The sequence below is a fragment of the Pseudarthrobacter sp. NamE5 genome (assembly GCF_005796225.1).
In the GTDB taxonomy this organism is placed as follows: domain Bacteria; phylum Actinomycetota; class Actinomycetes; order Actinomycetales; family Micrococcaceae; genus Arthrobacter.
The window spans coordinates 141,230-156,983 of sequence record NZ_VAHO01000001.1 but is presented as its reverse complement, the minus strand read 5'-3'; the positions used below and the strand labels follow the sequence as shown (position 1 = coordinate 156,983).

At 66.1% G+C, this 15,754-nt stretch carries 17 protein-coding genes; 14 read left to right on the top strand and 3 right to left on the bottom strand.

Features of this window, described 5'->3' with window-relative positions:
* Nucleotides 1-149: 149 nt before the first annotated feature.
* The 10 genes from ftsH (at nt 150) to panC (ending at nt 9,183) form a co-directional block, all read left to right on the top strand.
* A complete protein-coding gene (gene ftsH, locus FDW84_RS01945; protein WP_138606038.1) occupies nt 150-2,213 on the top strand; it encodes an ATP-dependent zinc metalloprotease FtsH in 2,064 nt (687 codons plus the stop codon).
* A gap of 10 nt (nt 2,214-2,223) precedes the next feature.
* The gene (gene folE / locus FDW84_RS01940) at nt 2,224-2,868 is read left to right on the top strand and encodes a GTP cyclohydrolase I FolE (protein WP_138606036.1); all 645 of its coding nucleotides are present in this window, start codon (nt 2,224-2,226) and stop codon (nt 2,866-2,868) included.
* A 10-nt stretch (nt 2,869-2,878) separates the two neighbouring features.
* Complete coding sequence (gene folP / locus FDW84_RS01935; RefSeq protein WP_138606034.1) at nt 2,879-3,799, top strand: dihydropteroate synthase; 921 nt, start codon at nt 2,879-2,881, stop codon at nt 3,797-3,799.
* Between the two features lie 13 nt (nt 3,800-3,812).
* On the top strand, nt 3,813-4,205 hold the full coding sequence (gene folB / locus FDW84_RS01930; RefSeq protein ID WP_138606033.1) for a dihydroneopterin aldolase: 393 nt from the start codon (nt 3,813-3,815) through the stop codon (nt 4,203-4,205).
* Nucleotides 4,202-4,747, top strand: coding sequence for a 2-amino-4-hydroxy-6-hydroxymethyldihydropteridine diphosphokinase (gene folK / locus FDW84_RS01925; protein WP_138606031.1), 546 nt, complete (start codon nt 4,202-4,204; stop codon nt 4,745-4,747). The genes folB and folK overlap by 4 nt, the downstream gene beginning before the upstream one ends.
* Nucleotides 4,744-5,289 (top strand): DUF3180 domain-containing protein, encoded by a 546-nt coding sequence (locus FDW84_RS01920; RefSeq protein WP_138606029.1) that lies wholly within the window; start codon nt 4,744-4,746, stop codon nt 5,287-5,289. The genes folK and FDW84_RS01920 overlap by 4 nt, the downstream gene beginning before the upstream one ends.
* The gene (locus FDW84_RS01915; RefSeq protein WP_138606027.1) at nt 5,270-5,782 is read left to right on the top strand and encodes a PH domain-containing protein; all 513 of its coding nucleotides are present in this window, start codon (nt 5,270-5,272) and stop codon (nt 5,780-5,782) included. The genes FDW84_RS01920 and FDW84_RS01915 overlap by 20 nt, the downstream gene beginning before the upstream one ends.
* A 110-nt stretch (nt 5,783-5,892) precedes the next feature.
* Nucleotides 5,893-7,377, top strand: coding sequence for a PH domain-containing protein (locus tag FDW84_RS01910; RefSeq protein ID WP_240721326.1), 1,485 nt, complete (start codon nt 5,893-5,895; stop codon nt 7,375-7,377).
* Nucleotides 7,370-8,263, top strand: a complete 894-nt coding sequence (locus FDW84_RS01905) for a Rossmann-like and DUF2520 domain-containing protein (protein ID WP_138606023.1) — start codon at nt 7,370-7,372, stop codon at nt 8,261-8,263. Before FDW84_RS01910 ends, FDW84_RS01905 begins: the two co-directional genes overlap by 8 nt.
* 2 nt (nt 8,264-8,265) lie before the next feature.
* Nucleotides 8,266-9,183 (top strand): pantoate--beta-alanine ligase, encoded by a 918-nt coding sequence (panC, locus tag FDW84_RS01900; protein WP_138606021.1) that lies wholly within the window; start codon nt 8,266-8,268, stop codon nt 9,181-9,183.
* 40 nt (nt 9,184-9,223) lie between these two features.
* On the opposite strand, the gene FDW84_RS01895 is transcribed toward panC, so the two are convergent.
* Complete coding sequence (locus FDW84_RS01895; RefSeq protein WP_138606019.1) at nt 9,224-9,490, bottom strand: hypothetical protein; 267 nt, start codon at nt 9,488-9,490, stop codon at nt 9,224-9,226.
* Between the two features lie 141 nt (nt 9,491-9,631).
* On the opposite strand from FDW84_RS01895, the gene FDW84_RS01890 reads away from it, so the two are divergent.
* Nucleotides 9,632-10,249, top strand: coding sequence for a TetR/AcrR family transcriptional regulator (locus FDW84_RS01890; protein ID WP_138606017.1), 618 nt, complete (start codon nt 9,632-9,634; stop codon nt 10,247-10,249).
* A 92-nt stretch (nt 10,250-10,341) separates the two neighbouring features.
* On the opposite strand, the gene FDW84_RS01885 is transcribed toward FDW84_RS01890, so the two are convergent.
* Both FDW84_RS01885 and FDW84_RS01880 read right to left on the bottom strand, forming a co-directional pair.
* A complete protein-coding gene (locus tag FDW84_RS01885) occupies nt 10,342-11,376 on the bottom strand; it encodes a LacI family DNA-binding transcriptional regulator (protein ID WP_138606014.1) in 1,035 nt (344 codons plus the stop codon).
* Nucleotides 11,355-13,115: a glycoside hydrolase family 13 protein gene (locus FDW84_RS01880; protein WP_138606012.1), complete on the bottom strand. Its 1,761-nt coding sequence runs from the start codon at nt 13,113-13,115 to the stop codon at nt 11,355-11,357. Before FDW84_RS01880 ends, FDW84_RS01885 begins: the two co-directional genes overlap by 22 nt.
* 119 nt (nt 13,116-13,234) lie before the next feature.
* On the opposite strand from FDW84_RS01880, the gene FDW84_RS19150 reads away from it, so the two are divergent.
* From FDW84_RS19150 to FDW84_RS01870, 3 genes are all read left to right on the top strand, one after another.
* A complete protein-coding gene (locus FDW84_RS19150) occupies nt 13,235-13,411 on the top strand; it encodes a hypothetical protein (RefSeq protein WP_171046606.1) in 177 nt (58 codons plus the stop codon).
* A gap of 137 nt (nt 13,412-13,548) precedes the next feature.
* Nucleotides 13,549-14,115: a type 1 glutamine amidotransferase domain-containing protein gene (locus tag FDW84_RS01875; RefSeq protein ID WP_138606010.1), complete on the top strand. Its 567-nt coding sequence runs from the start codon at nt 13,549-13,551 to the stop codon at nt 14,113-14,115.
* A gap of 136 nt (nt 14,116-14,251) precedes the next feature.
* A complete protein-coding gene (locus FDW84_RS01870) occupies nt 14,252-15,727 on the top strand; it encodes an MDR family MFS transporter (RefSeq protein ID WP_138606008.1) in 1,476 nt (491 codons plus the stop codon).
* The last annotated feature ends 27 nt before the right edge of the window (nt 15,728-15,754 follow it).

The window sequence follows — 15,754 nt, the reverse complement described above, 5'->3', positions numbered from 1 at the left end:
CAGGGCTACGCCCACAGGGAACTTTTGCCTTCCATCATGCGTGATCTACTCCGGACGGTGTATAGCTAGAAGCTGACGCAGCACCATCACGCGCGCAGACTACTCGCCGTGCAGCACTACCAGAAGGGACGGGGCCAGCCCCCGAACAGATGAAAGCTAAGAACTTTTTCAAAGGCCCAGGCATCTGGATCGTCGTCGTGGTCGGTCTGCTCCTGGTGGCCTTTGCAACGCTGGCCCCGGGTGGTGCGGCCCGGATCGATACTGACAAGGGCCTTGAACTGCTTGCCGGCAACAACGTCGAACAGGCAAAGATCTTCGACGGCGAGAACCGCGTTGACCTCACCCTGAGGGAAAACCTGCAGCTGGACGGCCAGGACAAGGGCAAGAGCGTCCAGTTCTTCTTCGTTGACGCCCGCGCCGAGGACGTGGTTAAGGCCGTCACCGACGCCAAGCCTGCCCAGGGCTACACCGACCAGCCCATCGAAAGCAACTGGTTCTCCGGCCTGCTCTCCCTCCTGATCCCCGTCATCCTCCTCGGCGCCCTGTTCTGGTTCCTCATGACCCGCATGCAGGGCGGCGGGTCCAAAATCATGCAGTTCGGCAAGTCCAAGGCCAAAATGGTCAGCAAGGACATGCCGCAGGTGACGTTTGCCGACGTCGCAGGATCCGACGAAGCCGTGGAAGAGCTGCAGGAGATCAAGGAGTTCCTCCAGGAGCCGGCCAAGTTCCAGGCCGTGGGCGCCAAAATCCCCAAGGGTGTGCTGCTGTACGGCCCTCCCGGCACCGGTAAGACCCTCCTGGCCCGCGCCGTTGCGGGTGAAGCCGGCGTTCCCTTCTTCTCCATCTCCGGCTCGGACTTCGTGGAAATGTTCGTCGGCGTCGGCGCCTCCCGCGTCCGCGACCTCTTCGAGCAGGCCAAGGCCAACTCCCCGGCCATCATCTTCGTTGATGAAATCGACGCTGTCGGCCGCCACCGCGGTGCCGGCATCGGCGGTGGTAATGACGAGCGCGAGCAAACGCTGAACCAGCTCCTGGTGGAGATGGACGGCTTCGACGTCAAGACCAACGTCATCCTCATCGCAGCCACCAACCGTCCCGACGTGCTGGACCCCGCGCTGCTGCGTCCCGGCCGCTTTGACCGCCAGATCGGCGTGGAAGCGCCGGACATGATCGGCCGCGACCAGATTCTGCAGGTGCATGCCAAGGGCAAGCCGATGGCACCCGGCGTGGACCTGAAGGCCGTGGCCAAGAAGACGCCCGGGTACACGGGCGCCGACCTTGCCAACGTCCTGAACGAGGCCGCACTGCTGACCGCACGCTCCAACGCAAACCTCATCGACGACCGGGCGCTGGACGAAGCCATCGACCGCGTCATGGCCGGCCCCCAGAAGCGCAGCCGCGTCATGAAGGAGCACGAGCGCAAGATCACCGCCTACCACGAAGGCGGCCACGCCCTGGTGGCGGCAGCGCTGCGGAACTCGGCCCCGGTCACCAAAATCACCATCTTGCCCCGCGGCCGGGCCCTGGGCTACACCATGGTGGTCCCGGACAACGACAAGTACTCGGTGACCCGTAACGAACTCCTGGACCAGATGGCCTACGCCATGGGCGGCCGCGTCGCCGAAGAGATCGTCTTCCATGACCCGTCCACCGGTGCCTCCAACGACATCGAGAAGGCCACCGGCACCGCACGCAAAATGGTCACTGAATACGGCATGAGCGAGCGGGTGGGTGCTGTCCGCCTGGGCCAGGGCGGCGGCGAGCCGTTCCTGGGCCGCGACGCCGGGCACGAGCGCAACTACTCGGACCAGATTGCCTATGTGGTGGACGAGGAAGTGCGCCGCCTCATCGACCAGGCCCATGACGAGGCCTACGCCATCCTCACCGAGAACCGGGACGTGCTGGACCGTCTTGCACTGGAGCTGCTGGAACGCGAAACCCTGAACCAGGCTGAGATCGCTGACATCTTCAGGGACATCCGCAAGCGCGACTTCCGTGAAGTGTGGCTGTCCAAGGAGACCCGCCCAGTGCAGATGACCGGTCCTGTGGAAACTCGCCGCGAACGCGCGGAACGCGAAGCCCAGGAAGAGGCCAAGCAGGCCCGGCTGGACGAGCCGCTGGACGCGAACCCGCCACACCCGCAGGGAGTTCCGGAGGACGTACCTTTCAAGGGCGGGGTCACCGACTCGGGGCCCGACGCCCTCCGCGGCTAAGCTTTCATACGTGACCCACTTCGACGACGACGACGTTCCCGCCTCCGCCGTATACCCGGCGGAGGGCGGCGCCCACCATACAAAGCACCAGAAAGTGGACCGGCCCCGGATTGAGGCAGCCGTCCGTGAAATCCTCCTGGCCATCGGCGAGGACCCGGACCGGGGCGGCCTCATCGATACCCCCAAGCGGGTGGCCAAGGCCTACGCAGAGGTGTTTGCCGGGCTGCACCACGACCCCGCAGATGTCCTGTCCACCACCTTCGACCTGGACCACGAGGAACTGGTCCTGGTCAAGGACATCCCGTTCTACTCCACCTGCGAGCACCACCTGGTGCCGTTCCACGGGACCGCCCACGTGGGCTACATCCCTTCGCATGACGGAAAGGTCACCGGGCTGAGCAAGCTGGCCCGGCTCGTGGACATCTACGCGCGCCGCCCCCAGGTCCAGGAGCGGCTCACCACGGAAATTGTCGAAGCGCTGGTCCGCCACCTCAAGCCGCGTGGCGCGATCGTCGTTATCGAATGCGAACACATGTGCATGTCAATGCGCGGTATCCGCAAGCCCGGAGCGAAGACCGTCACCAGCGCGGTCCGCGGGCAGCTTCATGACCCGGCCACCCGTGCCGAAGCCATGAGCCTCATCCTCGGAAGGTAACCATCAGACCATGGATTCACTAGCTGCAGCCCCGGGAACCGGACCGGCAACCTCACCGTTGCCCGTCCTGCGCAAGCCGCGCCCGGCGGCCCGCTTCGAAGACCTTCCCACTGGCCGCACCCTGGTCATGGGCATCCTGAACGTCACCCCCGATTCGTTCAGCGACGGTGGCAAGCACTCGACGGCGGATTCAGCAATCGCGGCAGGGCTGCGGATGTTCTACGCCGGTGCGGACATCATCGACGTCGGCGGTGAATCCACCCGCCCCGGCGCCGAGGACGTCAGCCCGGAAGAGGAACAGCGGCGGGTCCTTCCCGTGATCGAGGCACTGGTGAAAGCCGGTGCGTTGGTCAGCATTGACACCACCCATGCCTCCACGGCCGCCGCCGCCCTGAAAGCCGGTGCCGCCATCATCAACGACATTTCGGGCCTCAGCATGGAGCCGGAGATGGCTGAGCTCGTGGCGTCCGCCGAGGTCCCGTACGTCCTCACGCACCGCCGGGGGGACGCGCGCACCATGAACTCGCTCGCCGAATACAAGGATGTGGCGGCGGAAGTGGTGGCGGAGCTCGCCGGCGTCCGGGACAAGCTGTACGCAGCGGGCGTCAGCCAGGAGCAGATCATCGTGGACCCCGGTTTGGGGTTCGCCAAGAACGACGCCCAGAACTGGGAGCTCCTGCAGAACCTTGACCAGCTGGACAGCCTCGGCCACCGGATTCTGGTGGGCGCCTCACGCAAGCGCTTCCTCGGCACCCTGCTGGCGGTGGCCGGGAAATCCGCTGCCCCTGAGGAGCGAGACGCGGCCACCGCCGCCGTCACTGCCATCAGCGCCTACCGCGGTGCCTGGGCCGTCCGCGTGCACGACGTCGGGTTCAGCCTTGATGCCGTCAAGGTTGCCGCGCGCATGGCTGCATTACCCAAAAACCAGTAGGGCCGGGGGACCCATGGACAGGATTACGCTGAGCGGTGTGACCGCCGTCGGCCATCACGGCGTGTTTGATTTCGAGCGCCGCGAGGGCCAGCCTTTTGTTGTGGACGCTGTGCTTTACCTCGACTTCACCAAGGCGGCGGAGTCCGACGACGTCCGGGACACTGCGCACTACGGCGAGGTGGCACAGCGTATAACCCAATGGATCTCCGGCGAGCCGCTGAACCTCATCGAGGCGCTGGCCGTGCGGATCGCGAACAGCCTGCTCAGCGAATTCCGGCTCCAGGCCGTGGACATCACCGTGCACAAGCCGCAGGCGCCCATCGAGGTTCCCTTCGGCGATGTGGCCGTCACCGTCCACCGTGCACGCAGCAACGCGGAGGAACCAGCTGAGAGGGAGGGGCCATGAACACCGGCTATACCAAGGCGGTCCTTGCCCTCGGCAGCAACCTGGGTGAACGCAATGACACCCTGACCGAGGCCGTGGCAGACCTCGTGGATCCGCCCGAGGTGCGGTTGCTGGCTGTCTCTCCCGTCGTGCAGACCAAAGCCGTGGGCGGGCCCCCCGGCCAGCCGGACTTCCTGAACATGGTCATCACCGTGGAAACCAGCCTGTCCCCGCGGGAGCTCCTGGAACACTGCCAGGTGGTGGAGAACAAGCACCACCGCGTGCGGGAGGTGCGCTGGGGACCGCGCACCCTGGACGTGGACATCATCACCTACGGCGACCTCCGCAGCGATGATCCGGTCCTCACCCTTCCGCATCCCCGGGCCGCCGGCCGCGCCTTCGTGCTCTACCCATGGTCGCTCATTGAACCTGCCGCCACGCTGGACGGGGAACGCGTCAGCATACTGGCGGCCAGGGCAGATGATTTCGGTGATCTTGTTCCCTTCGACGGCTTCGGCGACTTCGACGGAATGCCCACGGCCGGGGCAGTGGAGGAGCGATGAAGCCCATCAATCCGTTGCGCCTCCTGCTGATCGGTTTCATCCTGGCCGTGGCGGGCTGGTCCGCCACTGTCGTCACCAGCCGGTACAGCATGGCCACCCCGGTCCTTCCGGCGACGGCCCTGGCCACCATGGGCGTGATAGTCACCATTACCCTGATCCTTGGCATCAGGGTCCTGCGGTGGCGGAACAGCCTCAAAGACAGCACCAAAAAGAAGACCGTGCTTGACCCGCTGCTTGCCGCCCGGACATTGGTGCTTGCCCAGGCCTGTGCCTATGCCGGGACGGTGCTGCTGGGGTGGCATGTGGGCATCTTCCTGGACCAGCTGCGCATCTGGAGCCTGCGCAGCGACCAGGGCATCACCTGGCTTGCACTGGCCATGGCCGGTGGGGGGCTGGTAATGATCGTGGTGGGCCTGCTGGTGGAACGGTTCTGCAAAATCCCGCCCGAAGACGGCGACACCAAGGGTATTGACGGGACGTCCGGCCGCGCTGTGCCCGGTGAGGCCGCTGGGGAGGGCGAATATGCGTACCGAGGCGATTGATCCTCCCGGCATCGACTGGGAGCGGGTTTCGCCCAAGTACATCACTGTGAGGTTGGTGCAGTGGGTGCTGGGAAACCTGGTATCCGTTCTGGTTCTCTCCCTGCCGCTGATGCTTGTCCTGGCAGATGTGTGGGTATGGCCGCCGCTCTGGCTGGCCGTCACCGTACCTGCCGTAATGCTGGTGGTTGCCCTCTGGCGGCTGGTGCTGATACCGCGGCAGGTCCGTGCCATCGGCTATGCCGAGCGGGACGATGACCTCCTGATCAGGACCGGCATCTTCTTCCAGCGCACCATGGCCGTTCCCTATGGACGCATGCAGTACGTCGACATCAGCGTGGGGCCGGTGGAGCGCGGACTGGGCCTGTGCACCCTTAAACTGCATACGGCATCACCCGGCACCAACGCCCAGATTCCCGGCCTTCCCGCCGCCGAGGGGGCCCGGCTTCGCGAGCAGCTTGCGGCCCGGGGCGAAGCCAGGCTGGCAGGGCTGTGACGGCAGACGGGCGGTTTCCGGATCCCGGGACACAGCCGGGCCAGTCCCATCCAGCCGCGCCCGCCCCTGCTGCAGAAAACCCCGCGCCGGCCCCTGCTGCACAAGGTACAGTGTCCGACGGCGAATGGCTGCGCGTGCATCCGGCGTCGCCGTTCGTGCGGGGCTGGGTTGCCCTGGCAGCCATCGCCTTCTTTTTCGGCCGGGACATCTTTGAGCGCTCCCTGCAAGGGCGGCCTGTCTTCGAGGAGGAGCTCGCGGGCCGGGCGCCCCTGTTGCTCGCCGGCGGCGGAGCTGTCCTGCTGGTCACCGTGCTGGGCTTCATCCTGACCTGGTACTTCACGAAGTACCAGGTGGCGGGCGGCTACGTCCGCGTCAATACCGGGTTCCTCTTCCGGCAGCAGCGCCAGGCCAGGCTGGACCGGGTCCAGGCCATCGACATCGTCCAGCCGCTGTTGGCCAGGATCTTCGGGCTGGCAGAACTCAAGTTCGAGGTGGCCGACGCCGGCGAGTCCGCGGTGCGGCTGGCCTACCTGAAAATGGACGACGCCCGGCAGCTCCGCGCCACCATCCTCGCCCGCGCCGCCGGCGTCACCACCGGAACGGAAGACCCAGGCGTGGCCGCTCCCGAGGCGCCGGAATATCCGGTACTTGCGGTGCCGCCGTCGCGCCTTGTCGGCTCGCTGCTGCTGAGCGGGCAGAGCGTCTTCGTGGTGGCGGCCACTGTGGCATCGGTGCTGCTTTCCGCGGTCACGGAAAGCAGCGCCTTCTACCTGTATCTCGTCCCTGCAGTGCTGGGTCTGGCCGCCACTTACTGGAACCTGTTCAACAAGGGATACAACTTCACCGCCGCCATCTCGCCGGACGGCATCCGGCTGCGGTACGGACTGCTCGACACGCAGGCGCAGACGCTGCCGCCCGGGCGTATCCAGGCCGTGAAGATCACCCAGCCACCGCTCTGGCGGCCGCTGGGCTGGTACCGGATACAGGTGAACGTGGCCGGGTACGGACTGGTGGAGAACGCCGGGGAAGGATCGGCCCGCACCACCCTGCTGCCCGTGGGAACGCTTCCGGATGTGATGAACATGCTTTCCCTCGTGCTCCCGGACCCCGGCACGCCGCAACCCGCCGTCGTTTTTGGTGCCGGGCTAACCGGACAGGATGCCGCCGGCGGCTTCGTCACCACTCCGCGCCGGGCCCGCTGGCTGGCCCCGCTAAGCTGGCGCCGGAACGGGTTCGCCGCCACGGACACTGCCCTGCTTCTGCGGTCCGGTCGCTGGTGGCGGCAGCTCGTGGTGGTGCCGCACCAGCGCACCCAGTCCATGGCCCTGCACCAGGGCCCGCTGGCACGGCTGTTCCGGGTTGCGGACCTCGTCCTGCACACCACGGCCGGGCCGGTCCTGCCCCGCCTCACCCAGGCCGGAGTGGACGAGGCCAGGACGCTCTTCAACGAACAGTCCGCACGGGCCCGGCTGGCCAGGAAGCGGCAGACCACCGAACAATGGCTCCGGCAGGTAGCACCGGCGGCAGCTGAAGCCGTACCGGTGGCCGAGCCGGCCCCGACCACCCACCAACAGGAAGGCGGGCAGCATGGCTAAGCCCGGACGCCTCGGCGTCGGAATCATTGGCGCGGGAAAAGTCGGGGCAGTGCTTGGTGCCGCCCTGCGCGCCGCCGAACACGCGGTGATCGGGGTGTCCGCGGTTTCCGAGGCAAGCCGGGACCGGGCGGAAGCGCTCCTTCCCGGCGTTCCCGTCCTTGAAGTGCAGGACATTGTGGAACGCGCCGAACTCGTCCTGCTCGCCGTGCCCGACGACGCCCTGCCTGGCCTGGTGGAGGGGCTCGCCAAGCTGGGAGCCTGGCAGCCGGGCCAGCTGGTGGCCCATACGTCGGGCCGTTTCGGCGTCGGCGTCCTGCATCCGGTCCGCGCCGCCGGCGCCGTTCCGCTGGCACTGCATCCGGCCATGACCTTCACGGGGATGAGCCTGGACCTCACGCGGCTGCTGGACTGCACGTTCGGGGTGACGGCGGACGCGGCGATGCTCCCCATCGCCCAGGCGCTGGTGGTGGAGATGGGCGCCGAACCCGTGGCTATCGCCGAGGCGGACCGGACGCTCTACCATGCTGCCCTGGCACACGGGTCCAACCACCTGGTCACGCTCGTGGCGCAGGCTGCGGAGCTGCTCGGCTCGGTAGGCGTGGAGCTGCCGGCACGCATGCTGGGTCCGCTGCTGCGGGCCACCCTGGAGAACGCGCTGGCGTCCGGGGAGTCGGCGCTGACCGGTCCGGTTGCGAGGGGTGACGTGGGAACCGTTGCCGCGCATGCCGAGGCATTGCGGGAGTTCGACGGCGGCGGGCGCGGCGACGTGCTTGCGGCGTATTTTGCCATGGCGCGGGCGACAGCCTTGCGGGCTGAAGGGCGCGGACTGCTGAAGGCCGGCCAGCTTGAGGGGCTGCGCCACGCCCTGGAACCCAAGGAGGACTGAAGATGGCCGTCAAACTCGTCACCACGGTGCAGGAGCTTCACTCTGAGGGTGCACGGCTACTGGCTGGCAAGCGTGGAACGTCGCAGGGGCTGGTGCCCACCATGGGCGCTCTCCACGAGGGCCATGCCGCCCTGGCCCGTGCCGCCGTCGAACAGAACGACGTGGTGGTGGCCACCATCTTCGTAAACCCCCTGCAGTTTGGCGACGCCGTGGACCTGGACCGGTATCCCCGCACGCTGGAGGCCGACCTGGCGCTGCTTGACGGGGAAGGGGTGGACCTGGTTTTTGCGCCGTCCGTTGATGAGGTGTATCCGGGCGGCGAGCCGCTGGTGCGGGTGACCTCCGGGCGCTTGGGGGAGAAGTGGGAGGGGGCCTCCCGGCCAGGTCACTTCGACGGTGCCCTGACCGTGGTGGCCAAGCTCCTGCACTACGGCCTGCCCGCTGCCGGGCTGGCTGCAGGTGACGGGACGGGCGGCGGGCTGCCCGCCTACCGCGCCTACTTCGGCCAAAAGGACGCGCAGCAGTTGGCACTGGTCCGGCGCATGGTGGCTGACCTGAACTTTCCGGTGGAGATTGTCGGGGTGCCCACGGTGCGTGCGGCGGACGGGCTGGCGCTGTCCAGCCGCAACCGCTTCCTGTCGCCCGAGGAGCGGGAGGCGGCCTTGGTGCTGTCGCGGGCCCTTCGCCTGCTCGAGGAGCGGGCACACGCCCGGGAACCCCTGGACCTCGAGTCAGCCCAGGCGCTGGTGGAGTCCCAGCCGCTGGTGGCCCTCGACTACTTCGACGTAGTGGATCCGGCCACCCTGGAGCCGCTGGCGGAAAACTGCCGGGAGACACCCTTCCGGGGTGAAGGCCTAGCGCTCATTGCGGCCAAAGTGGGTCCTGTGCGGTTGATCGACAACACGCCGCTCAGTTCCTGACGCTTGGGCTGGAGGGCAGGCTTCCCGGCGCGTCACCGCGCTAGACGCCGGTCCTGTCCCGGTTCGTGACGAGCTGTTCCAGTAGAGCACGTTCAGGGCGGCCGGGGTTTCTTGCCACGCAGCGGCGAAGCCTGGCCCTGGCAAGCTCTTCGCCGGGTTCTTTGCCACAGAGTATTTCGTCGATGATCTCCTGCGCTTGCCATCGGAGCGACTCGAGGGCGAACTGCCGGATGTCGTCAGGGGTGTCGGCGGGCATCCACGGATCAGGGTCCGAGGGGACGCTTTTGAGCATCCGCTCTGCTGACATCGGGGCCTCCTTGCACCAGTCCGAAGCGGCCGGTGGGACCTCTACGGCGTCTAAAGCACGGCGTCCAAAGCACTGCGCCAGGAAAAACTTTACCGCGGGGAAGACCAGTCTGTCTTCCCCCCGCGTTAGAATGAGGGGGCTATGAGTCCAGAGGCGAAAGTCCCACAGCCTTCCGAGTCTTTGGCGGACTCGTTGATGGCTCCTGCCGGTTCGGCTGACCGGATTATGGCGGTGGCCTATGAGCTCTTCTCCCAACGTGGCGTGCGGGATGTGGGTGTGAACGAGCTGATCGAGCGTTCCGGGGTAGCCAAGGCCACGTTTTACCGGCATTTCCCGTCCAAGGATTCCCTGGTCCTCGCGTTCCTGGAACAGCGGGACAGGCAGTGGACGATGGATATGATCCTGTCGGAGGCGCGCCGACGGGGCAGCACCCCCACAGCACAACTGCTGGCCGTTTTTGACGTGTTCGGGGAATGGTTCCTGCGGGAGGACTTCGAGGCCTGTTCGTTCGTTAGGGTCCTGTTGGAGATGGGACCCGCACACCCCCTGGGACAGGCCAGCATTGCTTATCTGGACAAGATCCGCGGCCACGTCCAGGCGGTGGCGGAAGAGGCCGGGCTGGTGAGGCCGGATGAGTTTGCCCGTTCCTTGCTGGTACTCATGAAGGGTTCCGTCGTTCAGGCCGCAGAAGGTGACATGCTGGCGGCCGGGCGCGCACAGCAGATGGCGGGTTGGCTGGTCGAGCACCATCGGGCTTGAGAATCAAAGCAGGACAGGGGGACCGGCACAAGGCCCCCGTTGCCGCCACTATCCGCCGCGTGAATGTCCCGCAGGACGACGCCGCAGACTGGTTAGGAGGCGGTCTTGCTGTCGAGGGTGCGGGGAGCGGAGGTGCTTGAGCGGACCACAAGCCGGGTCTGCATAAGCTCGTCCGCCGGCCCCGCTGCCTTGCCGTCCTCCTGTACCAGGGCAAGCAGGCGCTCCACTGCCCGCATGCCCTGGTTGCGCGGAATCTGGTCAATGGTGGTGAGCCCCAGGATTTCGCCCATCTCGTGCCCGTCCACACCGATGACGGACAGTTCGTCAGGGATCCGCAGCCCCAGGTCGCGGGCCGCCAGGATGGCGCCGAACGCCATTTCGTCAGAGGCGCAAAAGATGGCCGTGGGCCGCTCGGCAGGGTCCGCCAGCAGCTGTTTCGTCTCCCGGTAGGCATCATTCGCCGAGTAATCCGAGATCAGGGACCACGCCTCGCGGACCGGCAGGCCAGCCGCTGCCATGGCTTCTTCGTAGCCGGCACGCCGTCCGCTGGAGATCTGGAAGTTCCTCCCGTACTCATGCTCGCCGCCCACGTGCGCCACCCGGGTGTGGCCGAGGCTGAGCAGATGGTTCGTGGCCCGCCGGCCCACCTCCACATCGTCGATGCGGAGGGTGGGAATGCCGGGAAGCGGCCCGCCCACGCCCACCACGGGTATGCCGGCGGCAAGAATCTGCTCCGTCTCGTGGGAGTTGAGCTGAAGGGAAACCGCCAGGACGCCGTCGAGCCGTTTGCGCAGCAGGAAGTCCCCGAGCACCGATTCCCGGTAGCGGTCGCCCTGGAAGTCATAGAGCGTGAGATCGTAACCGGCGTCCATCAGGGCGGAATTGGCTCCCTCGAGCAGGGTGGCAAAGTACCACCTGTTAACGAAGGGCAGCACCACACCAATGTTGTGGCTGCGTCCGCTCGCCAGGCTCGAGGCATGGTAGGACATGACGAAGCCCAGCTCGCTGGCTGCGGCGGTTACGGCCTCCCGCGCCTTGGAGGAAACGCTGCCCTTGCCGCTTAACGCCCGCGACGCCGTCGCCTGTGAAACCCCCGCCAAACGGGCTACATCCTTGATTCCTGCCACTGACCCTCTGATGCTCCGCTTGGCGCCATGCGCAGCCAGATGCACTGCGCAGGACCCAGTTTACGCTGGTCAGCGGCCGCAGGGTCCGTGGCAAGGAGGATCTCCAGGTGGGGGAGGTCAATCGTCGCCTCTCCCATGTTCAGCATCACCAGGACGCCGTTGTTCACAAACGCCACACAATCGCGCGGAGCTGTACCTTCTGCCCATTCCAAGGATCCGGCACCCAGCTTCAGGGTACGGCGGAGGACCAGGGCCCGGCGGTACGTTGAAAGAACGGAGGACTCGTCCTGGCGCTGGGCATCCCGGGACAGCGCGGCCCAGCCATCTGGCTGCGGCAGCCAGGACTCGCCGGTGCTGTTAAAACCGAAAGCCGGCGCGTCCGCCTCCCAAGGGAGGGGCACCCGGCACCCGTCACGGCCAATCCGTTCGCCAGCCGTCCGCCGGAACGAAGGGTCCTGGCGGAAGCTGTGATCCATGGTGGTGTGATCGGGAAGGCCCAGTTCTTCACCCTGGTAGAGGTAAACCCCGCCAGGCAGCGAAAGCATGAGCATGGAGGCCGCAAGGGCCCGCCGCAGGCCAAGCTCAGCATTTGGCTGGACGTCTCCGGCGCCCAGGCCGTCACCGGGGCGGGTAGGAGGCTCAATGATGCCGAAGCGTGTGGCGTGCCGGACGACGTCATGGTTTGAAAGCACCCAGGTGGTGGGTGCGCCCACAGAATCGAACATCCGGAGTGAATTCTCGATGACTGCCCGCAACTGGTCCGGATCCCAGGGCGTGCCGAGGTAGGCGAAGTTGAACGCCTGGTGCATCTGGTCCGGCATGACCCAGTTCGTCAGGCGGGACAGGGGGTCGATGCTCGCTTCGGCACACAGGATGCGGTCGCCGTCGAACTCGGCCAGGACGTTGCGCCACTGGCGGTAAATGTCATGGATGCCGGGCTGTCCGAACATGGGCGCCAGGTGGCCCGGGTAGTCATCGGTGCTGCCGCCGTCGGGCCGTCCGTGCCAGTCCGGCAGGCCGTCCGCCTTGACCAGGGCGTGGGCCACGTCCACCCGGAAGCCGGCCACACCGCGGCTGAGCCAGAACCGCAGGATGCGCTCGAATTCGGCATGCACTGCCGGGTTGTCCCAGTTGAAGTCAGGCTGGGAGGAGTCGAAGAGATGCACGTACCACTGACCGGGCTCGCCGGAGGGCTCCGTAATACGCGTCCAGGCCGGGCCGCCGAAGTGGGACTGCCAGTTGTTCGGCGGGAGTTCGCCGTCCTCGCCGCGTCCGTCCCGGAATACGAACATGTCCCGCTCTGGGCTTCCCGGTCCTGCCTGAAGCGCCGCCTGGAACAGTGCGTGATCCGATGAGCAGTGGTTGGGCACGAGGTCGATGATTACCCGGATGCCCAGCGAGTCTGCCCGGGCAACCAGCGCGTCAAAGTCACCCAAGGTGCCGAAGACCGGATCGACGTCGCAGTAGTCAGCGACGTCGTAGCCACCGTCCCGCTGCGGGGAGACGTAGAACGGGGACAGCCATACGGCGTCTACATCGAGCGCGGCTAGTTGGTGCAGCTCCGCGGTGATGCCAGGAAGATCGCCATTGCCGTCGCCATTCAGGTCACGGAACGAGCGGGGATAGATCTGGTAGATCACCGAGGACCGCCACCATTCGGTGCCGCTGTCGGCCGGGTGGACCGGCACAAGCCGAAGGTCGGATACGTCGGATCCAGCAGGGGTAAGCGTCGTAGTCATCAGGTCATCGTAGCCGTCGCAGCGGGAAAATTGGAACGGCTTCCACCGAGCAAACACAAAGAACCGCGAAAGTCATGGACGGCTTGAACGTGGAGAATGGAATCGCTTACAGTTGTGACTTGTCTCACCGTTTCCGTTCGGCACAACTTGCCTTGATCTTCAGCGGCGTTGAGAGGCCGCGCGGCCGGCGCTGGTGGCGGGAACCCGGCTGGCGCCACGCCACCCTGGTGCTCCTGCTTTTCCTCTACCTGCAGAAGTTCATCGTGGACGGGCTCACTGCCGGTTCGGTCAAGTAGCAGGGGAGGCCCGGCCTAGTGTCGATGCTCAGCTTGCTTATCAATTCCTGTCTTCCTAGGCTGGAACTGTCAGGCAAACAACTCTCGAAGCGGAAGCTCTGCGCCCCCGCACGGCCCGCTTCATGCGAGGAGGAACAATGTCAGAAAACAACATCTCCGGCAAGAAGGTAGCGTTCCTGCTGACAGACGGCGTGGAGCAAATTGAGCTCACCAGCCCGTGGCAGGCCGTGAAGGACGCCGGCGGAGTGCCAACCCTGGTCGCTCCCTCCGGCGGGAAGGTCCAGGGATTCGAAGGCACGGAGAAGGGCGATACTTTCGACGTGGACCTCACTGCAGCGGAAGCCAACGCCTCGGATTTCGATGCGCTGGTCATTCCCGGCGGCGTTGTCAACGCAGACCACCTGCGCGTTGACAAGGACGCGCAGGCCTTTACCCGGAACTTCTTTGAACAGCACAAGCCGGTGGCCTCTATCTGCCACGGGCCATGGCTGCTCATCGATGCCGGGGTGGTGCGCGGCCGCAGCGTCACCTCCTACCACACCCTGCGCACGGACCTGGAAAACGCCGGTGCCAGCTGGACGGACCAGGAAGTGGTGGTGGACCAGGGCCTGGTGACCAGCCGCAACCCCCACGATCTGCCTGCCTTCAACGGCAAGCTGGTCGAGGAAATCTCGGAGGGCCAGCACGCGGGCCAGACCGCCTAGTTCCTGGAACCACCCCTGTTGTTCCCTCAGGCTTAAGAAAAGTTCCGGCGAGGAGGAATTACTCCACACGGTAGAGTGTTGGCATCTGCAACGGCCTTGTCCGCGCACCATCCGTACACTCCCTGAGGGAACACCCATGTCTACCGAAGTCTCTCCGACCGCGAACGGCCAGTCCGTCCAGACCCAAGGAGCCAAGCCCGCCCCGCCGGAGAAGATCTCCCGTGAATCGGTGACCGTCATCGCCACGCTGCTGGTGGCGACGTTCGTGGTGATCCTCAACGAGACCATCATGAACGTCGCCCTGCAGCGGCTCATGGTCGAACTCCAGGTGGATGCACCCACCGTGCAGTGGCTGTCCACCGGCTTTATGCTCACCATGGCCGTGGTCATCCCCACCACGGGGTTCATCCTGCAGAGCCTCTCCACCCGGGCTGTCTTCATGCTGGCGATGGGGCTTTTCGCCGGCGGAACGGCAATGGCGGCAGTTGCTCCCGGTTTCGAACTGCTGCTCCTGGCCCGCATCGTTCAGGCGGGCGGCACGGCCATCATGCTGCCGCTGCTGATGACCACCATCCTCACCTTGGTTCCGCTCGCCAAGCGCGGGGCGGTGATGGGCAACGTCAGCATCGCCATCTCCGTGGCCCCGGCCATGGGCCCTACTGTTTCCGGTCTGATCCTGCAGCACTTCACCTGGCGCTTCATGTTCGTGTTCGTCCTGCCTGTGGCCCTCGCGGCCCTGGCGATCGGCGCCAAATACCTCACCAATATCGGTGAGGTCGAGAAGACCAGGCTCGACTTCCCCTCAGTCCTGCTTACCGTTCCGGCGTTCGGCGGACTCGTCTATGGCCTTAGCCAGATCGGCGGCGGCCATGGCGGCCAGTCCGGTCCGGGTGCCGGCGCTATGGCCGCCCTGGTGATCGGCGTTGTCAGCCTCGCAGTGTTCGTCCTCCGCCAGGTCCGGCTGCAGAAGGCGGAAGCTCCGCTGCTGGACCTGCGCGCCTTCAACTTCCGCATGTTCACCGTCTCGGTCCTGCTGATGGTGGTGGCCATGATGGCACTCTTCGGCGGAGTCATCCTGCTGCCGCTCTACCTGCAGGAGATTCGTGGTCTCGGCTCGCTTGAGACCGGCCTGGTACTGCTTCCCGGCGGCCTGGCCATGGGCCTGCTTGGGCCGGTCATCGGCCGGCTGTTCGACAAGGTGGGGCCGCTGCCGCTCACCGTCACGGGTTCCATCCTGATGGTCGCCGCCCTCTGGCAGTTCTCAATGCTCGACGACGGCACCTCCGTGGCGTGGATCGTCACCTTGCACGTGGGGCTGAGCTTCGGCCTGGCGCTGCTGTTCACGCCTGCCTTCACCACCGGCCTGAACCCGCTTCCGCCGCACCTGTACTCGCACGGCTCCGCAATCATGAGCACCACGCAACAGGTGGCGGGAGCTGCGGGAACGGCGCTGCTGGTGTCCATCTTCGCCGTGGTCTCCACGACGTCGGGCCTCGTCGCCGGGATGAGCGCCGCCTTCCTGACGGCAACCGTCATAGCCCTTGCCGCCGTCGTGCTTTCAGCGATGATGCGCAAGACCGAAGGTACCGGGCCGGGTCACGCCGCGCACTAGCCCAACTAGGTAGCAGCAGGTGTCGGA